At 37.0% G+C, this 21586-nt stretch carries 16 protein-coding genes and 1 pseudogene; 4 read left to right on the top strand and 13 right to left on the bottom strand.

Features of this window, described 5'->3' with window-relative positions; translation table 11 throughout:
- Window positions 1-3 precede the first annotated feature (3 nt).
- The 13 genes from tssL to tagF all read right to left on the bottom strand — a co-directional run bounded on the left by tssL (window position 4) and on the right by tagF (window position 14970).
- Window positions 4-1257, bottom strand: a complete 1254-nt coding sequence (gene tssL, locus D0T92_RS06130) for a type VI secretion system protein TssL, long form (protein ID WP_151051197.1) — start codon at window positions 1255-1257, stop codon at window positions 4-6.
- Window positions 1258-1280: 23 nt separating this feature from the next.
- Window positions 1281-2624, bottom strand: a complete 1344-nt coding sequence (gene tssK, locus D0T92_RS06125; RefSeq protein WP_151051195.1) for a type VI secretion system baseplate subunit TssK — start codon at window positions 2622-2624, stop codon at window positions 1281-1283.
- A 32-nt stretch (window positions 2625-2656) separates the two neighbouring features.
- Window positions 2657-3283, bottom strand: coding sequence for a type VI secretion system lipoprotein TssJ (gene tssJ / locus D0T92_RS06120; protein ID WP_151051193.1), 627 nt, complete (start codon window positions 3281-3283; stop codon window positions 2657-2659).
- A gap of 138 nt (window positions 3284-3421) precedes the next feature.
- On the bottom strand, window positions 3422-6058 hold the full coding sequence (gene tssH, locus D0T92_RS06115) for a type VI secretion system ATPase TssH (RefSeq protein ID WP_151051191.1): 2637 nt from the start codon (window positions 6056-6058) through the stop codon (window positions 3422-3424).
- An 85-nt stretch (window positions 6059-6143) separates the two neighbouring features.
- Complete coding sequence (gene tssG / locus D0T92_RS06110) at window positions 6144-7181, bottom strand: type VI secretion system baseplate subunit TssG (protein WP_151051189.1); 1038 nt, start codon at window positions 7179-7181, stop codon at window positions 6144-6146.
- Complete coding sequence (tssF, locus tag D0T92_RS06105) at window positions 7178-9151, bottom strand: type VI secretion system baseplate subunit TssF (RefSeq protein ID WP_151051187.1); 1974 nt, start codon at window positions 9149-9151, stop codon at window positions 7178-7180. The genes tssG and tssF overlap by 4 nt, the downstream gene beginning before the upstream one ends.
- On the bottom strand, window positions 9144-9656 hold the full coding sequence (gene tssE / locus D0T92_RS06100; protein WP_151051185.1) for a type VI secretion system baseplate subunit TssE: 513 nt from the start codon (window positions 9654-9656) through the stop codon (window positions 9144-9146). The genes tssF and tssE overlap by 8 nt, the downstream gene beginning before the upstream one ends.
- Window positions 9657-9684: 28 nt before the next feature.
- On the bottom strand, window positions 9685-10500 hold the full coding sequence (locus D0T92_RS06095) for a type VI secretion system accessory protein TagJ (RefSeq protein ID WP_151051183.1): 816 nt from the start codon (window positions 10498-10500) through the stop codon (window positions 9685-9687).
- 131 nt (window positions 10501-10631) lie between these two features.
- Window positions 10632-11114, bottom strand: coding sequence for an Hcp family type VI secretion system effector (locus D0T92_RS06090; RefSeq protein ID WP_151051181.1), 483 nt, complete (start codon window positions 11112-11114; stop codon window positions 10632-10634).
- Window positions 11115-11189: 75 nt separating this feature from the next.
- Window positions 11190-12686: a type VI secretion system contractile sheath large subunit gene (gene tssC, locus D0T92_RS06085; protein WP_151051179.1), complete on the bottom strand. Its 1497-nt coding sequence runs from the start codon at window positions 12684-12686 to the stop codon at window positions 11190-11192.
- A gap of 41 nt (window positions 12687-12727) precedes the next feature.
- Window positions 12728-13246 carry a type VI secretion system contractile sheath small subunit gene (gene tssB / locus D0T92_RS06080; protein WP_151051177.1) on the bottom strand — a complete coding sequence of 173 codons (519 nt, stop codon included), beginning with the start codon at window positions 13244-13246 and terminating at the stop codon, window positions 12728-12730.
- A 60-nt stretch (window positions 13247-13306) separates the two neighbouring features.
- Window positions 13307-14374 (bottom strand): type VI secretion system protein TssA, encoded by a 1068-nt coding sequence (tssA, locus tag D0T92_RS06075; RefSeq protein WP_151051175.1) that lies wholly within the window; start codon window positions 14372-14374, stop codon window positions 13307-13309.
- 8 nt (window positions 14375-14382) lie between these two features.
- Window positions 14383-14970, bottom strand: coding sequence for a type VI secretion system-associated protein TagF (gene tagF / locus D0T92_RS06070; protein WP_151051173.1), 588 nt, complete (start codon window positions 14968-14970; stop codon window positions 14383-14385).
- Between the two features lie 279 nt (window positions 14971-15249).
- Between tagF and D0T92_RS06065 the strand changes: the two genes are divergently transcribed.
- From D0T92_RS06065 to D0T92_RS06050, 4 genes and pseudogenes are all read left to right on the top strand, one after another.
- Window positions 15250-19473 (top strand): RHS repeat-associated core domain-containing protein, encoded by a 4224-nt coding sequence (locus tag D0T92_RS06065; protein WP_151051171.1) that lies wholly within the window; start codon window positions 15250-15252, stop codon window positions 19471-19473.
- A complete protein-coding gene (locus D0T92_RS06060) occupies window positions 19467-19958 on the top strand; it encodes a hypothetical protein (protein WP_151051169.1) in 492 nt (163 codons plus the stop codon). Before D0T92_RS06065 ends, D0T92_RS06060 begins: the two co-directional genes overlap by 7 nt.
- 74 nt (window positions 19959-20032) lie before the next feature.
- Window positions 20033-20764, top strand: a pseudogene (locus D0T92_RS06055) (RHS repeat-associated core domain-containing protein); the annotation flags it as partial.
- Window positions 20765-21165: 401 nt separating this feature from the next.
- The gene (locus D0T92_RS06050; RefSeq protein ID WP_151051167.1) at window positions 21166-21441 is read left to right on the top strand and encodes a hypothetical protein; all 276 of its coding nucleotides are present in this window, start codon (window positions 21166-21168) and stop codon (window positions 21439-21441) included.
- Window positions 21442-21586 lie beyond the last annotated feature (145 nt).

The raw sequence follows: 21586 nt of genomic DNA, 5'->3' as shown, positions 1-21586 counted from the left end.
ATACTATTTATTTTGTGGTTGAGACACAGTGTTATCAACATCAGCTTCATTTACTTCAACACTGCTGCCCAATTTGGGACCTTTTCCTGTAGTAAATAAAGTAATTTCAACCCTACGGTTCCTAGCCCTACTTTCAGGAGAGTCATTAGAGGCTACTGGATTTGTAGATCCACGCCCCTCTGAGCGAATACGATTTGCTCCATTGTTAACATAATTCAATAAAATTTCTTTAACGGCATCAGCTCTACCTTGCGATAAATGCCAATTAGATGGGAAATTTAAGCTTTGAATAGGTCTATCATCAGTATAACCAGTAACTACTACTTGCCCTTCAACACTATTTAAAGCCTGTCCTATTGTTGCCAATACTGGATAATATTGATCTTGTATAGCTGTAGAACCTGACTCAAATAAGCCATCACCTAAAATAGTTACAGTACTTCTATCTTGTGAATCAACAACAGATACTAATTTTCTTTCAATTTCATTTTCAAGCAAGGGACGTAACCTTACTGTTAATTCCTTTTGTTTGACAGTAGTAACCGGTAATTTCAGGCTATTAACTTTAGTACTTGCGACATCAAAATTATCACCTAATGCCCACAACATAGCAAAATACCCAGCACCTAAAATAACTGCACCTAAAACACCTACTACCCACAAAGGAATTATTCTTCTATTTTTTCTTTTAGAAACATCTTTGACAACAGGATGGTATTCAAATAAATTAGCTGTTTGGTCAGGCTTTCTATTATGAATAATATCAAGTAGATCTCTTTTAATTTTATCAACCTCTAACTCACCACTTGTTAAAACCTGATATTTACCTTTATATCCAAATTGCAGACATAAATACATAAACTCAATCAAATCAATATTCTTATCTGGATCTTTTTTAAGGTTTTGAATAATCTCAAAAAATCTCTCGCCTCCCCATGTTTCATCATATAAGGAAACAAGAAGGCTATTTTTAGACCAGTGCTCATCAGCCCATCCAGCACGAACCGCAGATTCATCAACAAATGTACACAAACAATATTTTGCTGCTTGAATTGCATCATATTTTGCACCATTTTTTTCAGCATTTTCCTCAAAGCGATTGATTAATAAAGAAAATTTATTAATCAAACTATCCGTAGACAACTGACTTGTAGTTTGTTGCATAGCATTAACTAGCATAAAAATCGGCTTAGCAGCTTCAATCAAAGGATTAAATCCACTTGCCACAGTATATATAGTATTATTCTGGTTACTCATAAAAAAGTTCCAAATTAAATTAATTAACTTAAAGATTTAATTGCCCAAAATTCCACATCTAAATTTGGAAAGTTACCTGCCAAATGAAAAGCCATACCAGAAGAGATATCAAAAGCATCCCATAATTCATGCTGTTTATCTAATTCAAAATAAACATAACCATTATGATATGGTAATTCTCTTGGGGCAACAGACAATGCATGCACTCTAATTCCCGGAAGATGATAAGCTACTAGTTCCTTAACTTTTTCTACCGTACCAATCTTAACTACACTTGGTATTTTTTGACGCAGAGCCTCACTAGGCATATCTGCTTTTATTGCTAAAATAAATGAAGCTTTATCTAATAAACTTTGATCTGGAGTTTGTGCAACATGAGTAGCTTCATCACGCATATCCAATGGAATCCGAATAGCTCTTTGCTCAAGAACCATTGAAAGAGATTTTCGAAGATTAAAAAATAATTTCCCAAAGCAAGTGGCTAAATCATTATGTTCATAAACAGGTATATTGGCAACCTTACGGGATGGTAAAAATGTCATTAAATCAGCACATAATTTCGATAAATTAACAAATAACTCTTCTGGATGAGTTTTTCGTGCTCCATCTTTTTCATGACTTAAATATGCTAAATAACGATTAATCGTTTGCAGCATCATAAAATCCATCACTTCAACAGAACCACCTGTATTAGGATCATTTACTGCATTAGCTAAACTATTACTTTTTTGCATCAATAAACCATATATTTCTGAAATATATGATTTTAGATGCTGTTGTTTTTGACTCCCTAAAGAAGGAGGTATATATGATTCATCTAAAACAACCTCAAAATCTGCAGAACTTGAATGAATTATGGCAATAGGTAAAGCCGTTTGCCCACTGGTAAGATTACTTTCTAAAATAAGTACAGGGTTTAATTCTGCCAATGTTATTGTCCGCTTATCTAAATCAATATTGGTTGTATCAGACAAAGCTTTTTCAAATGCTTTATATCTGCATACATCTGAAGATATTTCATTTTTCCCAAATTCAACTTCACTATTTACAGAAGAAGGTAAATTAACTGCTAAATATACTTTTTCATCTTTAATATTAGCTGGAACCTTCAAATTTAAGCTAGGTAATTGACCTTCAGAAAAGACAAAAATAGAACCGTCAGGAAAAACTCCTTCAGCTTCACGCACACTAATTACTCCAGCTTTTAAGCTACTTGTATCCACAGTCAACGATGAGAACCCCCAGAAATAGCCATTTTGCATAATAAATTGCCGTAAGCTTGATTCAAGATAACGTTCAAATTGTTGAAAATGTTGAGGAGTAATAAATATTCCTTCAGACCAAACTACTTTTGCTTCAATTCCCATGTTTATAAGCTCAATAAAAATTATTTTAAATTCTACTTTTCTTCAAGAAAAATACCTTTATTAAAATCTCTTTGTTGTTTAACCTTACCATTCTCTTTAATTTTTTCTTGAGATGGGTAACGTTCTTTATATTCTTTTAAAAATTCGCGCATTTCTAATTTTGACAGTTGATATAATCCACTTTTATCAACTTTTAAATAAAAATACTTTTTACCAAACTGATACCATCGTTTTTTTTGCTTGTGTAATATTATTTGCCATTTACTATTATCAATATCACGATAACTTGCAACAACCCCTAAATATTTCAGATGCGAATCAATTTTAAGTGGCAATATTTTTACCGTATCTGGATATAACATAAATTGATTCTGCTGGATTAACTTATCACCTAACTTTTCTTTAGATTCATTTACCAATTCAAAATAATTTGCTTTTTTAAACTCACCATCAGAAGAGAGTTGATAAAAATCTAACTGAATTGGTGACGGTCTCCCCACAATATCAGGATTAACATCGGGTGATACAATAATTTGAATATCAATATTTTCTCCGCTTTCATCAGACTCTTTAGGAGGCTTATGATTAGAAGAACAAGCACTTAATATGAGCAACGAAGCTACCCAAACCAGCACACACTTCATAACTTTTTTCTGCATATTTCTACCTAAATCTAAATTAAGTTAACTTTAAAGTTGATAATTACTAATAAATTTATTCCAAATAAAACATTTAATTCCTAAAAGTATATTTGAAATTAAATATATAAGATTGTTTATTATACAAATAACTTCAAATTACCTAAAATTATAATTATAAGTAAAATCATTTTTTATTACATCTATATTGATAGATGCTATCTGTTTACCCATAGTTGTATAGTTCAATAGCTCACGACTAATCTGAGGCAAAACAGTATTGGTTAAAATAGCATCAATCATACGGCCTCCAGATTCAATTTCTGTACAACGAGAAGTAATTAATTTTAATACCTCTTCAGTATAGGTAAGATCAATATTATGATTAGACTTAATACGCTCTACAATACGATTAAGCTGTAACTCAACAATTTTTGATAACATATCATCCGAAAGAGGATAATAAGGAATAACTTGCATACGACCAAGTAATGCTGCAGGAAAAGCTTTCAGCATAGGTGTTCGTAAAGCTTTTGCAAGACCTTCAGGGGTAGGCAACATATCAGGATCATTACACATATCCATAATTAAATCAGTACCAATATTAGTAGTGAGAATTATGATAGTATTTTTGAAATCAATATAGCGCCCCTCTCCATCTTCCATCCACCCTTTATCAAACACTTGGAAAAAAATTTCATGTACATCAGGATGTGCTTTTTCTACTTCATCAAGCAAAACAACACTGTATGGCTTACGTCGTACTGCTTCAGTTAACACCCCCCCTTCTCCATAGCCAACATAACCTGGAGGCGCACCTTTCAAAGTAGATACAGTATGAGCTTCTTGATATTCACTCATATTTATAGTAATTACATTATGTTCACCACCGTATAATGTATCGGCTAAAGCTAATGCTGTTTCAGTTTTCCCAACCCCAGACGGCCCTGCTAACATAAACACACCAATAGGCTTATTGGGATTATCTAAATTAGCACGTGATGTTTGTACACGCTGTGCAATAGCTTCTAATCCATGGCGCTGGCCAATAATACGTTTATTTAAAGTATCAGCAAGTTGTAAAACAGCCTCCACTTCATCTTTCATCATTTTACCCACTGGTATACCAGTCCAATCAGCAACGACATCCGCAATGGTACGACTATCCACTAAAGGTATAACCAGAGGATGAACACCTTGAAGCTCTTTGAGCTTATCAACTAATTGCTGTTGTTGATTAAATAATTGCTCAATTTTCTCTCCATCAGCAGATGATTCATCATTTATAATTTTTTCTCTAACAAGCAACAATTCAGCAACCAAATCTTTTTCTATCTGCCATCTTTCTTCCAAGCTTTTTAATTGTTTTTCAACACCAATCAACTCTTGTTGAATCTTAATAACTCTTTCCTCTGTTTGAAAATTAAGCTTTTTATCTCGATTTAAATTAACTTCCTCCAGCTTTAATGCTTCTAATTTTTTTTGCAGATATTCAATATTACTAGGAATAGCATGCTGACTTACTGCTACACGCGCACAAGCTGTATCAATTAAACCAACGGCTTTATCTGGTAATTGCCGCGCTGGAATATAACGGTGGGATAATTTTACTGCTGCTTGAATAGCTTCATCGAGAATAATTACATTATGATGTTTTTCTAACGATGAATTTAAAGCCCTAAGCATAGAGACGGCTTTATCTTCAGAAGGTTCATTTACTTGAACAACTTGAAACCGTCTTGTTAAGGCCGGATCTTTTTCAAAGTATTTTTTATATTCCGCCCATGTGGTTGCACCAATTGTACGTACTTTACCACGAGCTAAAGCAGGTTTAAGCAAATTGGCTGCGTCTCCTGTTCCTGCTGCTCCACCAGCACCTATTAAGGTATGAATTTCATCAATAAATAAAACAATAGGAATTGGACTAGACTCAACCTCATCCATTACAGCTCTTAATCTTGATTCAAACTCCCCACTTACACTTGCTCCCGCCTTCAATAATCCAATATCCAATAATATTAACTGAATACCTTCTAGCCCTGGAGGTATCTCACCTTTTGCCAAACGTAAAGCCAATGCTTCAACAACTGCAGTTTTCCCAACGCCCGCTTCACCTGTTAAAATAGGATTATTTTGACGGCGTCTCATAAGAATATCAATAATCTGCCTAATTTCAATATCTCTACCGACTAATGGATCAATCTCACCATTTTTAGCTTTTTCAGTTAAATTACTACCATATTTAGCCAATGCACTTTCTGAACTAGTAGAACTACTAATAGATGTATTAGATAATGAATTTTGAGTTACATCTAAATTTTCTTTAGAATTAGCTGTAATAACCATTATTTCATCTGCTAAGCTCTCGGCTTTAATTTTTAGAAATTCTAAAGAAATTTTAGAAAAAATACTTTGTAAATTTTTATTTTTAAAAATTGAGTATAAAAGATGTGCAGTTCGAATTTTATCATTACCAAATTTTAATGAACTATAAGTCCAAGATTGCTCAACAGCTATCTGAATATGTTCAGAAAAATCAACGATAGCAGTTGCCCCACTAGGTAATTTTTCAATAGCAGCCAAGACATCTTTTCGCACCTTAGCTTCGTCAAGGTTAAAATATTTAAATATACAAAAAATATCTGTTTGCTCTGTTTGCAGTAAAGCATGTAACCAATGTATTAATTCGACATAACTATTTTCACGTAACCGGCAAAAAGTATAAGCATTTTCTAATGTTTTATATAAAGTAGTATTTAATTTACCAAATAATACACTGCGGCTAATATCTGACATAAAATTTCCTTAATTCATACAACCTTAACAATAATTAAAATTTATTTTATTGTTAAACTTTAAATTTAAATGATTATAATCCAAACTAAAAGCTGACTATTAAATCCTTAGCATCTTGAGAAACATTACCTAACCACATTGATAAGCCAAGCTGATTTGTATTACCTAAATTTAATTTAGGAACCTCTTGTTGCATAAGAATCGGCTGTATCTCTAACTCATATTCTTCGGCAACAAATAAATAAATCCATTCTTTTATTCTTTGTGTATTAAATCCATTTTTAAAAAAAGATTTATATCCATCTAATGTTATTGGCCCAATAATAATACGAAATTTACTTTGAACATCATAAAGTTTATCACCTAATAACAAACCTTCTCCTAATTTATATTTTATTGTAGAGCCAATTTTTGTTTTCTCTTCTTCTACATTCACCCAACGGCCAATATTGGTTTCTATTGCAACAGGAACTTTAAAATAACGATTTAGTAATTGCTGTAAATTTGCTGCTGATCTACTTTGTTTTAATAATAACCCAGCAAAATAACGTTTAGAAAACTCATGTACAAAACCTGTATTTTCGGCTATTGAAGAATCTAATCCATTAAAGCAAGAGATATATCTTCCAAAATAATCTCTTTTATTTTTATCTAATGAATTAATACTTTGTGCATTAGCCCATGCTCTATAAAATAATATTGCCAAACGATGCTGAAAAATATTAATGAATCCAACCCAAGTGTTATCTCCATATTGATGCTTACGCTCATAAGCATATTCTGTAATATATAAAGGTAATGGGCCCGATGGACCAAACAATCCAAAACCGTTAATTGATATTTCGATATATCGTGGCGATAACGTAACTGACTGGATATTTCTAGGCGAAAAAATCAGTGATGGTTCTTGTTTTACTCTAATTCTCTCTTGCTGAGGATGTGTAGCCTTTCCTAAAATTTTTTCGTTTGATATAAACTTTATAGATTCAAGTTGGCGTAACAAAGAAAAATAATCGTATTTATAAGGCTGAGAAGAAACTTTGTTTAAAAAACTTATTAATTTTTTATCCCAAAAGTTATCAGATTCTTCTTGAAAATCCGTTTCTATAATTAGCTGACTCATATAATTACTCTTTCACCAATTGCAGTAGGCCAAGTTGCAATATGTCCTTGTTGAAGTGTATGAATTTGTAATTGTATAAATGAATTTATTGATACTAATCGTTTAAAATAATTATTTAAAATAGATCCAAATAAGAAAGGATGCATACCTCCCAATGAAACTTCATCAAGAGTCAATATGATTTCTATTCCTCGCACAGGCGCTGCAGTACCATGATATCGTACTAATTTATTAATAGCCTTAGTTTCAACATATACAATAGACTCTATTTGCTTCTTTAATAAGTCATTTTTTTTATTAACAAAAACCATTAATAATTCTTTTAATATAATAGGTGCATCATTCTTATCTTTATGAATTAATGAAAAATAATTCAGGCTTAACTGGTTTAAAAACTTCCATAAGGATGTATCTTCACTTATAGCTTCATCCGGTCTGGTTAGTTTTGAAATTAGCTTAATAGACTTAACAGGTAATGAACCCTCCATTAAAAAATCAGACTCTCCATCTCTAGGCATTAATAAAGGTAAGTCTCGACTCGTACACCAAATATCTACCGATAAGTGTTGAATATTTGAATTAAACAGATAATTTTCATTATCAGCCAATGAGAGAAATACCTCACTTCCCAGGTATGAAGATCTAAACCCATTTTTCAATGTATTTGAAGAAGGTGTTCTATCTACTCTTCGTGCTGAAAAATAAGCATTATTTATTTTAGACTCAGGAAATAAGCCTATATCTGGCGCTTTATACATTGGAGAAAAAGTTATAGTTTCACGGTTATTAATATCAAACCCTGTAACTTTCTCAACCGAATAAACTTCATAATTTAATGGTTGAGTACGATCAACCACAATATGATGCTCTCTATCTTGAATATTTATAGGAAATCGGGCACTTTTTTTTCTAAATAAATTCACAACAGGCACAGCATTAATTGCAAAGTCATTTACATTCACTAAATCCATCAACTCAGGAATTTTATGAGAGAAAAGAAAAGAAATACTAAAATAACGCTTATGATATGCAATTACTTTTTTATTAATTCCCTTGTCATTAACAACTTGCTCCAATTGTTCAGGAATTAATGGTAGATGACCATCTTGTTCTGCCTTTTTTATAGTTTGTTTTATACCTTTTTGAGAAATAAATACAAACTTTTCTGGTAGTTGGGCATATTCTTGAATTATTCTAAATGCACTAACTGATTTATCTAAATTAAAAGATAAAGCCTCATCTTCATTAAATCCTCTATGCTCCGGCTTATATGGTAAAGAATAGTACCAATTCTTGGGATTTTCATAACTATGGCAAACTACATCTACACACTCCGAAGCCATAAGAAATAGAAGTGCTGAGGACTTAGAAAGTTCAGAGCCTAAATATAAAGATAACTCTTCAGGTAGCATATCAGAACAAGCACCAGGTACTTTTAAAGAGAAATCCAAACGTAATGCAGACTGAATTTTATGAGCGCCTCTTTGTGAAATAGAAGAAGATTTTGGTAAATAACCCAAAGAATCTGTATACTTAGCCTTTTCTAGGCATAAAGGTAAAATTTCTGTTTTTTTCGTTACAGAAAATGGGCAGCTTGCATTATATTCATCAATAGGTAACGATCTTAATACTTTACCACGCTCTAAAATATTAATTACATCTGCATTATGTTGATTTGAATGCTCCAAATTAACAATAGCAGCTGCTGGTTTTTGATTAAGAAAATCAGGGTATATAACCTCTAGAATACGCTGAACAAATCTAGGATATTCTGCATCAAGTTTAAGTTGTGTTCTTGCAGTCAGAAAACTAACGCCTTCTAAAAGACGTTCAACATATGGATCAGGTATATCAGCAGTATTTAAGGCTAGTCTGGCAGCAACTTTAGGATATTGCTGTGCAAACTCTTTTCCCATTTCCTTTAAAAAAATCAACTCTTTATTATAATAAGACAATAATTTGTTATTCACGTTTATCCCCAATATCTAATAAATTAAACGATCCTGTCTCTATGTCCATACTAGTGCGAAGTAAAAATTCTTTAGGATATGGGTTTAATTTTAAATATCCTTTTATTTCTATAATTAATTTATTATGTAATGTATCATCATCATGATCAGTAATAGCCACCACCTGAAGTGTATTCTCATCAAGTCTCGGCTCAAAATCAATAATTGCCTGTTTAATAGATTGCTCAACATCTTGCCATTTAACATCTGAAAAATTAATACCAGAAAGTGGAGGTATCCCATAATTTAAAGTAGATGCCTTTACATTACTGGTTAAATCAACCTCCAAATTACCTGCCTGAAAATTACAAGTATTGAATAAATGAAGAATATCTCTAAGCACATTCTGTCTATACTGTTCAATACTTATGCCCTGATTAAGGTGCAACTCTTTTTTTCGACGAGGCTCTTCATCAGTTAATCTATCAAACAAAGAAGGTAATAATTGATTTCTAAATTTTGGCATAATAAACTATTATCATCTATTCCAAGTATTAATTTGAATACCCAAACTTAATTAACCGAATATCTAATAAACCAAAATCTTCCTTATCGGTATATAACATTTTTTGTCCAAAACCGATAAATAAATCCTCTGCAACGCCCATCCAATCAGTTTTTGAACATTGTAGTAATGCATCTGACCATTTTGTTATTAAGTCCTGTAATACTACATAACGGGCAGGAGTAATACATTGAATGGACTTCCCATCTTTAAACGTAATTTCAGACGGCCTCCAAATAATATCTAACAATGAATTAGGTGCTATAAAAGCAATACTATTAATTGAATCCCAAGGTTGCCAATAATACTGCCCGTTCAGAAAAAACTCACAAACAAAAGAAGTACGAACATCTCCATCAATAACCCACTTACCGGATGTTGTTTCAACTGATTTATTAGGAAGTAAGTAAGTAATACTAATTGGTATTTCAGGCACTAAATCAACTAACTCAGTATATGTTTGCAATAATAAATTACTTTCTTTCTCTGAAGCATGTGCTACTAGCGATAGTTGTTTTTGTAAAACCTCTAATTTACTTGCATGCTGCTCAAATGTCTTGGGTTTTTGTTTAGCAGTTAAGGTTGATTCTCGCCGCATTTCAGCTTCAATATTTTCAATCAAAAACAAAATCAATGACTTTTCAACGTTGGGAAAAAGTTTCTGAAATTGTTTGATATGCTTTAACGCTTGTTCCCATTGAGCACATATACATAGATATTGAATCACTATTAAGCGTTGTTGTGGATTATCGGGATTAGAGCGGACCAACTCAATCATATCGGATAATTTAGTTTTCAAATCCATATTCAACTTCTCTCCACATTTAATAATTAATTTATGACAAAACAATAATTCAATATACTAATATTTTCAGACAAAAGCCTGACTGAAAATATTTCAAGTCAGGCTTTCCAACACAATTCAAACAAATATTGTTATGCTGATTTGTTTTCTTTAATGTTGAATGCCATTTGAACTTCTGCACCTTTAGAACCTTTATCGGTTTGTTCCCAATATTGGTTCTTCACTTTAGCAGCTTGGAATGAATATTGCATTTTTAATGCATCACTACCTTGCACGCCAATAAATTTCACACCAGTCACCAAAACATCTTCTAAAGTTGTTCGAGAGTATTCAATTTGCTCGCCACCGGCTTTACATACTGAAATTTCCACTTTACTTAAATGTTGACCAGTCGCACAATTTTTCAAAATAGTTGGTGCAGCTTTATCAATAGCAGCCACAACAGATAGATCATTAAAATTTACTTTACCGGCACCGCCGCCACCGCCGCTTGTCATAGAGCCAGGCTGCTCGGCTCCCCAATCAAAACTTTCAATATTTGTCCAGTCTTTGTGATTGGCATCTTTTGATTCGCCATTTACACCTTCAACCTTCATAAACATATCAATAGCCATATTTAACACTCCTTGTTAAGAAAATAAGCCATTTACAATAATGGGTGTACTCACCCGATAAAAAACCAAACCCGACTACTCTTGTTTAGCCGAAGGCAGTTTGGAAACTAAGCGTAAAGAAACGGTCAACCCCTCAAGTTGATAATGTGGACGCAAAAAGAATTTGGATGTGTAATATCCCGGATTATCTTCAACTTCTTCCACTACAACTTCAGCGGCAGCTAATGGTTTACGTGCTTTTGTCTCTTGAGTAGAGTTAATAGGATCGCCATCCACATAATTCATAATCCACTCATTTAACCAACGCTCCATATCCTCTCTTTCACGGAAGGAACCTACCTTATCACGCACAATACATTTTAAATAATGTGCAAAACGACAACATGCAAACAGATAAGGCAACCGAGCAGATAAGCGTGCATTAGCAGTTGCATCAGGATCGTAGTACTCTGCTGGTTTATGTAATGATTGAGCTCCAATAAATGCAGCCAAATCAGTATTCTTACGATGGATTAAAGGCATAAATCCCAAAGAAGCCAATTCTGCTTCACGACGATCGCTAATAGCGATTTCAGTTGGGCATTTCATATCCACACCACCATCATCCGTTGGGAATGTATGGCAAGGTAAGTTCTCAACTATCCCACCGGACTCTACACCACGGATAGAAGTACACCATCCATAATATTTGAAAGATCGGTTAATATTAACGGCCATTGCATAAGCAGCATTAGCCCAAGTATATTTATTATGATCAGCGCCCTCAGTTTCTTCCTCAAAATCAAATTCATCAACTGGGTTTGTATTCACACCATAGGGCAAACGGGATAAGAAGCGAGGCAGTGCCAAACCAATATAACGAGAATCTTCAGAATCACGCAAACTACGCCATGGTGCATATTCTGCATTTTGGAAAATTTTACTTAAATCTCGTGGATTAGCCAGCTCCTGCCACGACTCCATCTGCATAAGTTTTGGCGATGCTCCCGCAATAAAAGGACAGTGCGCAGCTGCCGCAATTTTTTCTAAGCTATTTAACATTTCAACATCTGGAGCGGAGTGATCAAAGTAATAGTCTCCAACCAAACAGCCAAAAGGCTCTCCACCAAACTGTCCATATTCTTCTTCATAAATTCGTTTGAATAATGGACTTTGATCCCAAGCTGTGCCTTTAAAACGTTTTAGATTACGCGCAACTTCCTTTTTAGAAATAGGTAATACTTTAATTTTAAGGAGAGTATCGGTTTCTGTATTAGTTACCAAATGATGCAACCCTCTCCATTCACCTTCTAATTTTTGGAAATCTTCGTGGTGTAAAATCAAATTAATTTGCTCAGATAATTTTCTATCTAGTTCAGCAATAATTGCCTCAATTGTTTGATAGGTATCATCTGATATCGTAACCACATTCTGTAAAGCCTGCTGTGCTAATGTTGCTACCGCATTGGTTACAGCACTTTTAGCTTCTTCTGTTTTAGGTTTGAATTCTTTTTGCAATAATTGTTCAAACTCATTTGCTTCAAATACTGTTTGTGCACTACTGCCTTGGATATCTAATTGCTTTTCAGCCATGATTTACTCTCACTTTATTATTTTCATCCAAAAAATACTGCTTATTGCTCATCTTTTGATGATGTTTTAGGAGCTGATGCAAGGCTTTTTAACAGCTCACTATCACCCAAAACTTTTCCAATAAGCTCTTCTGCACCACTTTTACCATCCATATATGACAACAAATTAGACAGTTGTGTCCTTGCTTCTAAAAGCTCATTTAAAGGGCCAACTTTTTTCGCAACCGCAGCAGGTGAAAAATCATCCATACTTTCGAACTCAAGCTCAACATTAAGATTACCTTCGCCAGTAAGCGTATTTTTTACATTAAATGCCACACGTGGTTTAAGCGCTTTCATCCGCTCATCGAAATTATCCACATCAATTTCCAGAAACTTACGTTCCGCAAGCTCTGGAAGAGGTTCTATCGGCTTACCAACCAGATCAGCCATAACACCCATCACGAATGGAAGTTCTATTTTTTTCTCAGAACCATATAATTCAACATCATATTCAATCTGTACTCTGGGCGCTCTATTACGAGCAATAAATTTTTGTCCAGATGATTTATTTCGTGACATTTTAGTAATCCTGTTAAATGATGATTTAAAGTTTGATAATTAAATATAAATTTGATTATTTTAATCTTGAGAAGTTCCCGCTTCCTCATCGGGTTTACCAATTAAAACCTCTAAGTTATTAATACTTTCAGGACTTATATCTTTCATAATATCGTAAAAATCCATATTCATTAGCCGTTGTACTCTGCGTATAAACAATGGTGCCGGATGACTAGGTTCAAAAGTTTCAAAATATACACAAATTTTTTCCAACACCAAATCAACATCAGGCCTATTTTTAATATTCAACCGACGCCAAGCTTCAGAATCTGCAAATACTGCGCTTTTTTCGCTTGAATATATTTCAGCATTTTTATCACTGTCATCAACAGATGTTAGATTTTCTTGTTGGCTAGACGAGCCATCCTCATAATCCATAGCTTTATCTATAATTGATAATGGTTTTTGGATGACCTCAAAATCAAGGGAATATTCATCTTGCAGTTTTTGAGAAAATATTTCTTGAATATCTTTTAAGTGTTGCAATGTTTGTTTCAATGCAACCAATTCAGGTTTACCTGTATCGGAACCTACTCTAATATCAAGCATTAATCGGTCTTTACCACCAGGATAATTCTGAGGATCATGACCTTGCAAAATAGAAACAGCTTCTTTTACAGTAACAAGCTGCTGAGTTAATCCGTTAACTAATAATTTAGATGGAAATACTTCCTTAACTAAACCATCAGTTGTTGCAAAAGCACTTAATGCATTAACACGATAAAACGGATCATATTCACCATCTTCATCTTCTAATTTGGGATAAAGTGAATCCCAATACAACTCAAGATTTTTTTTAATTGATTCACATCCTGCACAGAACCCTATTAATCCATATTTAACGGTTAATACACGTGTGTAGTATGCCAACACACGCAAATCTTTAGATTCCGACAATAATTGATTGCATAGTTTTTCTACGGTAGCCCAATCAGGTTCTTCAGCAGGAATAATAGTATCTCCATACTGTTGTTCTGCTTTTCCTTCCGCTGCTGTTTGCAACTCTAAAAAACGGCTATCGTATTCGATATCAACCCCTGCCGGCATATCCGCAGAAATCGGTTCATCCCACAAAGCAAAAGTTTTCATTAATAAATTTACGATCCAAATAATTTGTTAAATAAAGAACAAGATAAAGATCCTTGATGCTCTATAAAGTGAGCACCATTACTTTCCAACCAAAAACTATCTATATCGCCATCTCGTTCAGATAAATATTTTGCTATATTGCCAACTAATTTCAAACCAATCTCATCTTTTTTATCTTTTTCAACATCAATATTATAGAAGCTATCTTCTAATACACATTGACCATCATTCAAGATATTTTGAAAAAAATCTATTTTTGAACTAATAAACTCAACCTTTTCTAATAATGCTGATTGATTTTGAAATTCTGATTTACAAAATAATACAAAAGGATACTCTCTACCGCTTTTATCTAAACTTAATGCGGCCAATCCAATATAAACATTATTTTCATATGATGAATGTTTAATAACAAATAACCAAATTTTAGATCCTGCCAATATCTTCTTGGCAAATGGAATTAATTTATTTTGCCCTACACAGCGACCGAACCATTCATCCAAAAAAAACTTATCATCAACCTCAAGATTATTTGAAACAATAAAATCACGAGATTTACTTAATTTACCAAAAAAATAAACTTCTTCTCTCGACATCGAATCGCAATCCCAAGTATGGTAAATATAACCAAAATTAAATTAAAATTATTACTATGGGATATTTTTTATATTACCATAGCTTTTGATTAATTTGAAATCAATTTATTTTTAAATAATCAAATTATTTTAATTCGCCGTTCAATATTTCTCAATAGAAAAAATCTAAAATAAATATTATTCCCAAAATTTTAGAATCAATTTACAATTGGCTTTAAAATTTTACAAGCATTATTTTAAAAATAACATTTTAAATAACATTTTTAGTAGAGTAATTTTATGGCAAAAATAGGCAATACAATCGGCATACTCGTTCCCCAGCCTTCAGCCCCCGCCATGGTGTCTAAAGGTTCTGCCAACCCGCCCGAACCCCTAACCAATGCCGCCGGCCCCATTGACATTATCGATATGGTTGCCGATGTTGCCTCTACCGCCGTCTCCCTTGCCGACCCCGATTCCGCCGCCGCAGAAACTGCCGATTCCATCTCCACCCTTATTTCCCTCGCCACCATGATACCCGGTACCCCCGGGCCTACCCCGCCCACACAAAAAACCGTTAAAGCCTTTTCCGGTGGTGGCGGTATGGGGGTGAACGGCGGTTATGCCAATGCCGGTAAGGGCGTGTGTCTTGCCTGTAAGGCAGCGGCAGCCGTCGTCGGTAACCCCGTTAATGCCATACTCGGTATTAAATTATTAACCGAAGACACCGAAACCGATTTCACTCTCGATGCCCCGCTGCCGCTGATTTGGGCGCGCAGCTATTATTCCGACCAACTCGGCAACGGCTGGCTCGGCCAAGGTTGGTCGCTGCCTTTTTCCATGCGTCTGCTCCGCACCCGCGACGGCTTCCTCTATATCGACGAACAGGGGCGCGAAATCGCACTGCCCGATATTGATGACGACGAAGAAGAAGCCACCCCCTATTCTAGCGACGACGATGACGACGATGGCCCCGACTTCGAAGACGAAGACCCCGCCGCCCCCACTGCCGAAGAAGACCCCTACGGTTTGGAAGATGCCTACTTCGATCCTTACGAACAAATCTATTTTTCCCGCCTTTCAGACGGCCTCTACCAAATCGCTTCGCCCGACGGCGGTGCCCGTTTATGGTTTGCCGCCGTCGATGAAGACGATGACGTTTATCCGCTTATCGCCCAACTCGACCGCAATAACCACCACATCCGCCTCAGCTACGGCGACAACGGCCTCCCCCACAGCATTTACGACAGCACCGGCAGACAGCTGCAGCTAAACTTCTCATCCATCCGCCTCAACAACAGCGATGAAGATTTTGATGCCGCCGCCGAGCCCGATGCATTTGTCAGTACCGACGATAATCTTTATGTCAACCGCCTCACTTCGGTCGGCTTTCATCAGCGCGAAATGGTGCGCTATGAATACGACGGCTACGGCGACCTCACCGCCGTTTACGACCGTAGCGGCAAACGCATCCGCGGCTTCGGCTATCGCAACCATATTATGGTCGAACACAGCCAGCCCGACGGTTTGGTATCGCAATACCGATACGACCGTTATGCCAAAGACGGTAAAGTCTTAACCAGTAACAACAACCTCGGCGAACAGTGGACGTTTGACTACCGCGACGGCTACACCCGCGTAACCGACGCATTGGGCCGCGAAGAAATCTACGGCTTCGACGACAATCAAGAACTTATCTACCATATCGACGCCGACGGCCACCGCAGCGACAGCGAACGCGACGACTGGGGGCGTATTACCGTACGGCGCGACGAAATCGGCCGCGAAACCCGCTACCGCTACGACGAATACGGCAATGTTATCAATATCACCGCCCCCGACGGCAGCATCACCCATATCGACTACCACGACACCCTAAACCTGCCCGTAGCCGTCAACGACCCCGCCGGACGTATCACCGAATACGCCTACGACCAACGCGGCAACCTGATTCAGGTTACCGACCCCGCCGGCAACACCACCCGCTACCGCTACAACAGCCAATGGCTGCCCGACACCATTACCGATGCCTTAGGCAAAACCAAAACCCTCGAATATGATTCGGACGGCCAGCTTATCCGCTATACCGACTGCTCCGGCGAAACCACCCGCTTCACCTACACCGAAGCCGGCGACCTCGAAAGCACCACCGATGCACTCGGCCACACCACCCGCCATCATTACGACGCAGCGGGCAACCACATCCGCACCGACTACCCCGACGGCAGCCATGAAACCTTCGAATACGACCGTATCAACCGCCTCACCGCCCATATCGACGGACTCGGTGCCAAAACCGAATACGAACTCGCCGCCGACGGCCTGCCGCTCAAACGCACCAACGCCCTCGGCCACAGCTTCCGCTACGGCTACGACAAAGCCCGCCGCCTCACCGCCCTCACCAATGAAAACGGCGACCGTTACCACCTCGGCTACGACCGCACCGACAACCTGATTCAGGAAACCGGTTGGGACGGCAAAATCACCGGCTATCAATACGACCCCGCCGGACAACTCACCACCCAAACCGAATACGGCCTTTCAGACGGACAAAACGACCGTCCCGACGTTTGGCATATCCACCACTTCAAACGCAATATCCTCGGCCAACTGATTGAAAAAACCAGCCGCCGCGTCGACGGTAAACAGCCCAACGGCAAAGACGAAGGCCATAGCCGCACCCGCTTCGAATACAACCCCTTTACCGGCGAACTCGTCAAAGCCCGCAATGCCCACAGCAGCGTCGAACTCGGCTACGACATCCTCGGCCAACTCATTAACGAAACCACCGTCCACAACGGCCAGACCACCACCGTCGCCTACGCCTACGACCCACTCGGCAACCGTATTCAAACCACCCTGCCCGACGGCAGAAACATTAATTATCTTTACTACGGCAGCGGCCATCTGCACCAAATCAATATCGACGGCGAAACCGTATCCGATATCGAGCGCGATAAGCTGCATCAGGAAATCAGCCGCACCCAGGGCGTATTAACCAGCCTCTACCAATACGACCCGATGGGCCGTCTGAAACACCAGACCGCCACCGCCAACCCAACCCTGCAAAACAACAGCAAACTAAATACCCTCGTCGGCGGCGCCGTCCGCAGAAGCTACCGCTACGACAAAGCCGGCAACCTGATTCAGACGGCCGACCAGCGCAGCGGCGTATTGGATTATGTATATGACAAAATCGGCAGAATCAAAACCGCCGGTAAAGAGCATTTCGCTTTCGACCCCGCCAATAATATTCTTTCAGACGACCTAAAAGAACAAACCACCAAAGGCCGTCTGAAAGGCGATAATATCGGCCTCGGCAACCGCATCGAAAAATACAACGGCACCGAATACACCTACGACCCGCTCGGTAATTTAATTTACCGCCAACTGCCCAACGGTGAAAACCAGTTCTTCCGCTACGATACCGAAAACCAACTTGTCTTAGCCGAAATCAAAAAGAACAACGGCGAAACCCAAACCTGGGCATACGCCTACGACCCGTTCGGCAGACGCTTAAGCAAAGAGCGCACCGACAAAGGCGCGTTACAATCCACCCACCCAAAGCGCACCCATTTTGTTTGGGACGGCTCAAGATTACTGCAAGAATATAACTATAAAGGCAATTACACCTACGTCTATACCGATCAAGATTCCTACGAACCTTTGGCACAGGTATTCTTTAACAATAAAGATGAGCAGCAATACCTAGCCTATTTCCATAACGACCAAATCGGTATCCCCAGAGAAATGACCGACCAGTTCGGTAATCTGCTCTGGTACGGCGAATACACCGCTTGGGGTAAACTCAATAAAGACGAACGTGTCTATCCGCTGGCGCATCAGCCGTTTAGACTTCAGAACCAGTATTATGATGAAGAAACGGGGTTGCACTATAACTTTTTACGTTACTATGAGCCGGATTGTGGGCGGTTTGTGAATCAGGATCCGATTGGGTTAAAAGGAGGAGGAAACTTTTATCAATTTGCGCCTAATGCAAATACTTGGATAGACCCTTTGGGACTCTCAGGTGAAGCAGTATTAAACCCATTAAGTCATCCGATATTATCTTCTAATTCGAATACTAAATCTGTGGGTAAAGCAGGGATTATTGGGGTTATTTTATCAATACCTGGAGATACACATCATAAAAAACCACTCTATTATGCAACTTATACTAGAACTCACCCTATTACAGGTCAAGTATATTGTGGTAGAACACATGGAAGGGGAGATCCAAATGAGTTAGTACGCAGGAGAGGATTACAACAAAAACATCTGAACGCAGAAGGCTTCTCTCCGCCTGTATTAGATAAATATTCTGTAAATTCACAGGCCATCCGCGGCAGAGAGCAACAATTAATTGATCATTATGGAGGGGCTCAAAGCGTCGGCGGTACAGCCAGGAATAAAATTAATGGGGTTTCAGCTTGGAATCCTAATGGACCTTACTATAACAGGGCTTCAACTGCTGAATTTGGAGCCTTAATTGATAACTCTCCCGCGAGAATACGATTATGGTAGAAAAAAATAATGAAGAAATTATCTATAATTTAATTAAAACCTATGACTTCATAATTAGTAAATTATATGATATTTATCCAGCTAAATTAGAATCTTTAAAAGATAGCTGGGAGATTAGTCTATCTAAATACAAACAAATACTTAAGCAAAAAAATATACCTCTATCTAAATTAAAAAGTGGACTATTACAAGGATTATGTGAAATACCATTTATTCTACAAAGCATATTAACTAACGAAGAACTTAATAAAGCTTACAGTATATATTTAAAACAAATAGAAAAAAGTAAAATAAAAAATATACTTTATAGTTTCTTTTATAAAATTTACTTAAATATAATTAAAAAAGGCAGTATAAATAATACAGATGAATTTTGGATGGCTCAATTGATAATTGATTTATATCCTCAAAATTCCACTTATCTAAATAAAATAGATATAGAAGAATTAATGGAATTAGTAGATGACTTTAACAGCAAGTTGTAACCTGTATATCTTCAGGTACACAAACGTCATCACCCCTCAAAGCCGTCTGAAAAAACTCCACTCTTTCAGACGGCCTGAAAGAGCAAAATATCGGCCTCGGTAACCGTATCGAAAAATACAACGGCACCGAATACACCTACGATGCCCTCGGCAACCTTATCTACCGCCAACTACCCAATGGCGAAAACCAGTTCTTCCGCTACGATACCGAAAACCAACTTGTCTTAGCCGAAATCAAAAAGAACAACGGAGAAACCCAAACTTGGGCTTATGCCTATGACCCGTTCGGACGGCGTTTAAGTAAAGAACGCACCGACAAAGGCGCGTTACAATCCACCCATCCCAAACGCACCCATTTTGTTTGGGACGGCTCAAGATTGCTGCAGGAATATAACTACAAAGGCAACTACACCTACGTCTATACCGACCAAGATTCCTACGAACCCCTAGCCCAAGTCTTTTACAATAATAAAGATGAGCAACAATACCTAGCCTATTTCCACACCGACCAAATCGGTATTCCCAGAGAAATGACCGACCAGTTTGGTAATCTGCTATGGTACGGCGAATATTCAGCTTGGGGTAAACTCAATAAAGACGAACGTGTCTATCCGCTGGTACATCAACCGTTTAGGCTTCAGAACCAGTATTGTGATGAAGAAACGGGGTTGCACTATAACCTAATGCGGTATTATGAGCCTGATTCGGGTAGGTTTGTGAATCAGGATCCGATTGGGTTGCTAGGCGGAGATAATCTTTATTGGTTTGCACCTAATGCTCAAGGATGGGTTGATCCATTGGGATTGTGGGGGTTCTTAGCTCGTCTTATACCAGTTGCAGTCGGTGCTTTTTCTAAATTTGCTTCTAAATTACGAAAATGTGGTAAATGTGGTAAAGCAGGTTCTTCTTCTTTAAGAGCAGCTTATGTTAAAGAAGTTAATAACCTAAAAAAATTGGCAACTGAATTACAGAAGAAAGGAATAGATAAAGAAACAATTGCAAGAACACTTCATGCTAAACGGAGAGAGCTTGGTGTGAAATATAAAAATCTAACACCACCAGATATGTTACAAAAAATATATACTAGAAATATAGAAAAATATGGTGATAAATTAGGGCCAAGTATAGATTGGCTTAGAGCGAGAGGCAAAACTTGGGATGATATTATTGAGTCTGCAACTAGAACGGGCGGAAAGGATTTAGGATTATGAATGAAAAAACTATAATTATAGGAAATGAATACGATGAAGAGTTAATGTCATTGTTATTAAAAATTCTTCACGATATGAATGCTGTTAAAATAGATGAAAATATGGCACTTGCTGGTTCACAAGATTTATATTTTATAAATTTTAATATAAATGGTTGTAATCTTAAGGTTGAGAGAGAAACATATATAGGCATAAGTTTAACAGGGTCTCCTGAACTAATAAATAATATTCAAAATAAAATTGATCTTTTAAAACAGGGCTATCCTACATGATTCTATTAAATTACTCTACTAAAACTACACCTATTAATAAAAATGGGACTTTACCAAATTATAGTATATTAAACCCCTATAAAAAATGATAAATGAATAAAAAATTAATTATAAAAGTAGATAATATGGAATATAAGTCAATTGC

Source organism: Neisseria zalophi, from assembly GCF_008807015.1.
Lineage (GTDB): Bacteria > Pseudomonadota > Gammaproteobacteria > Burkholderiales > Neisseriaceae > Neisseria > Neisseria zalophi.
This window is presented reverse-complemented; position numbering and strand designations above follow the sequence as displayed.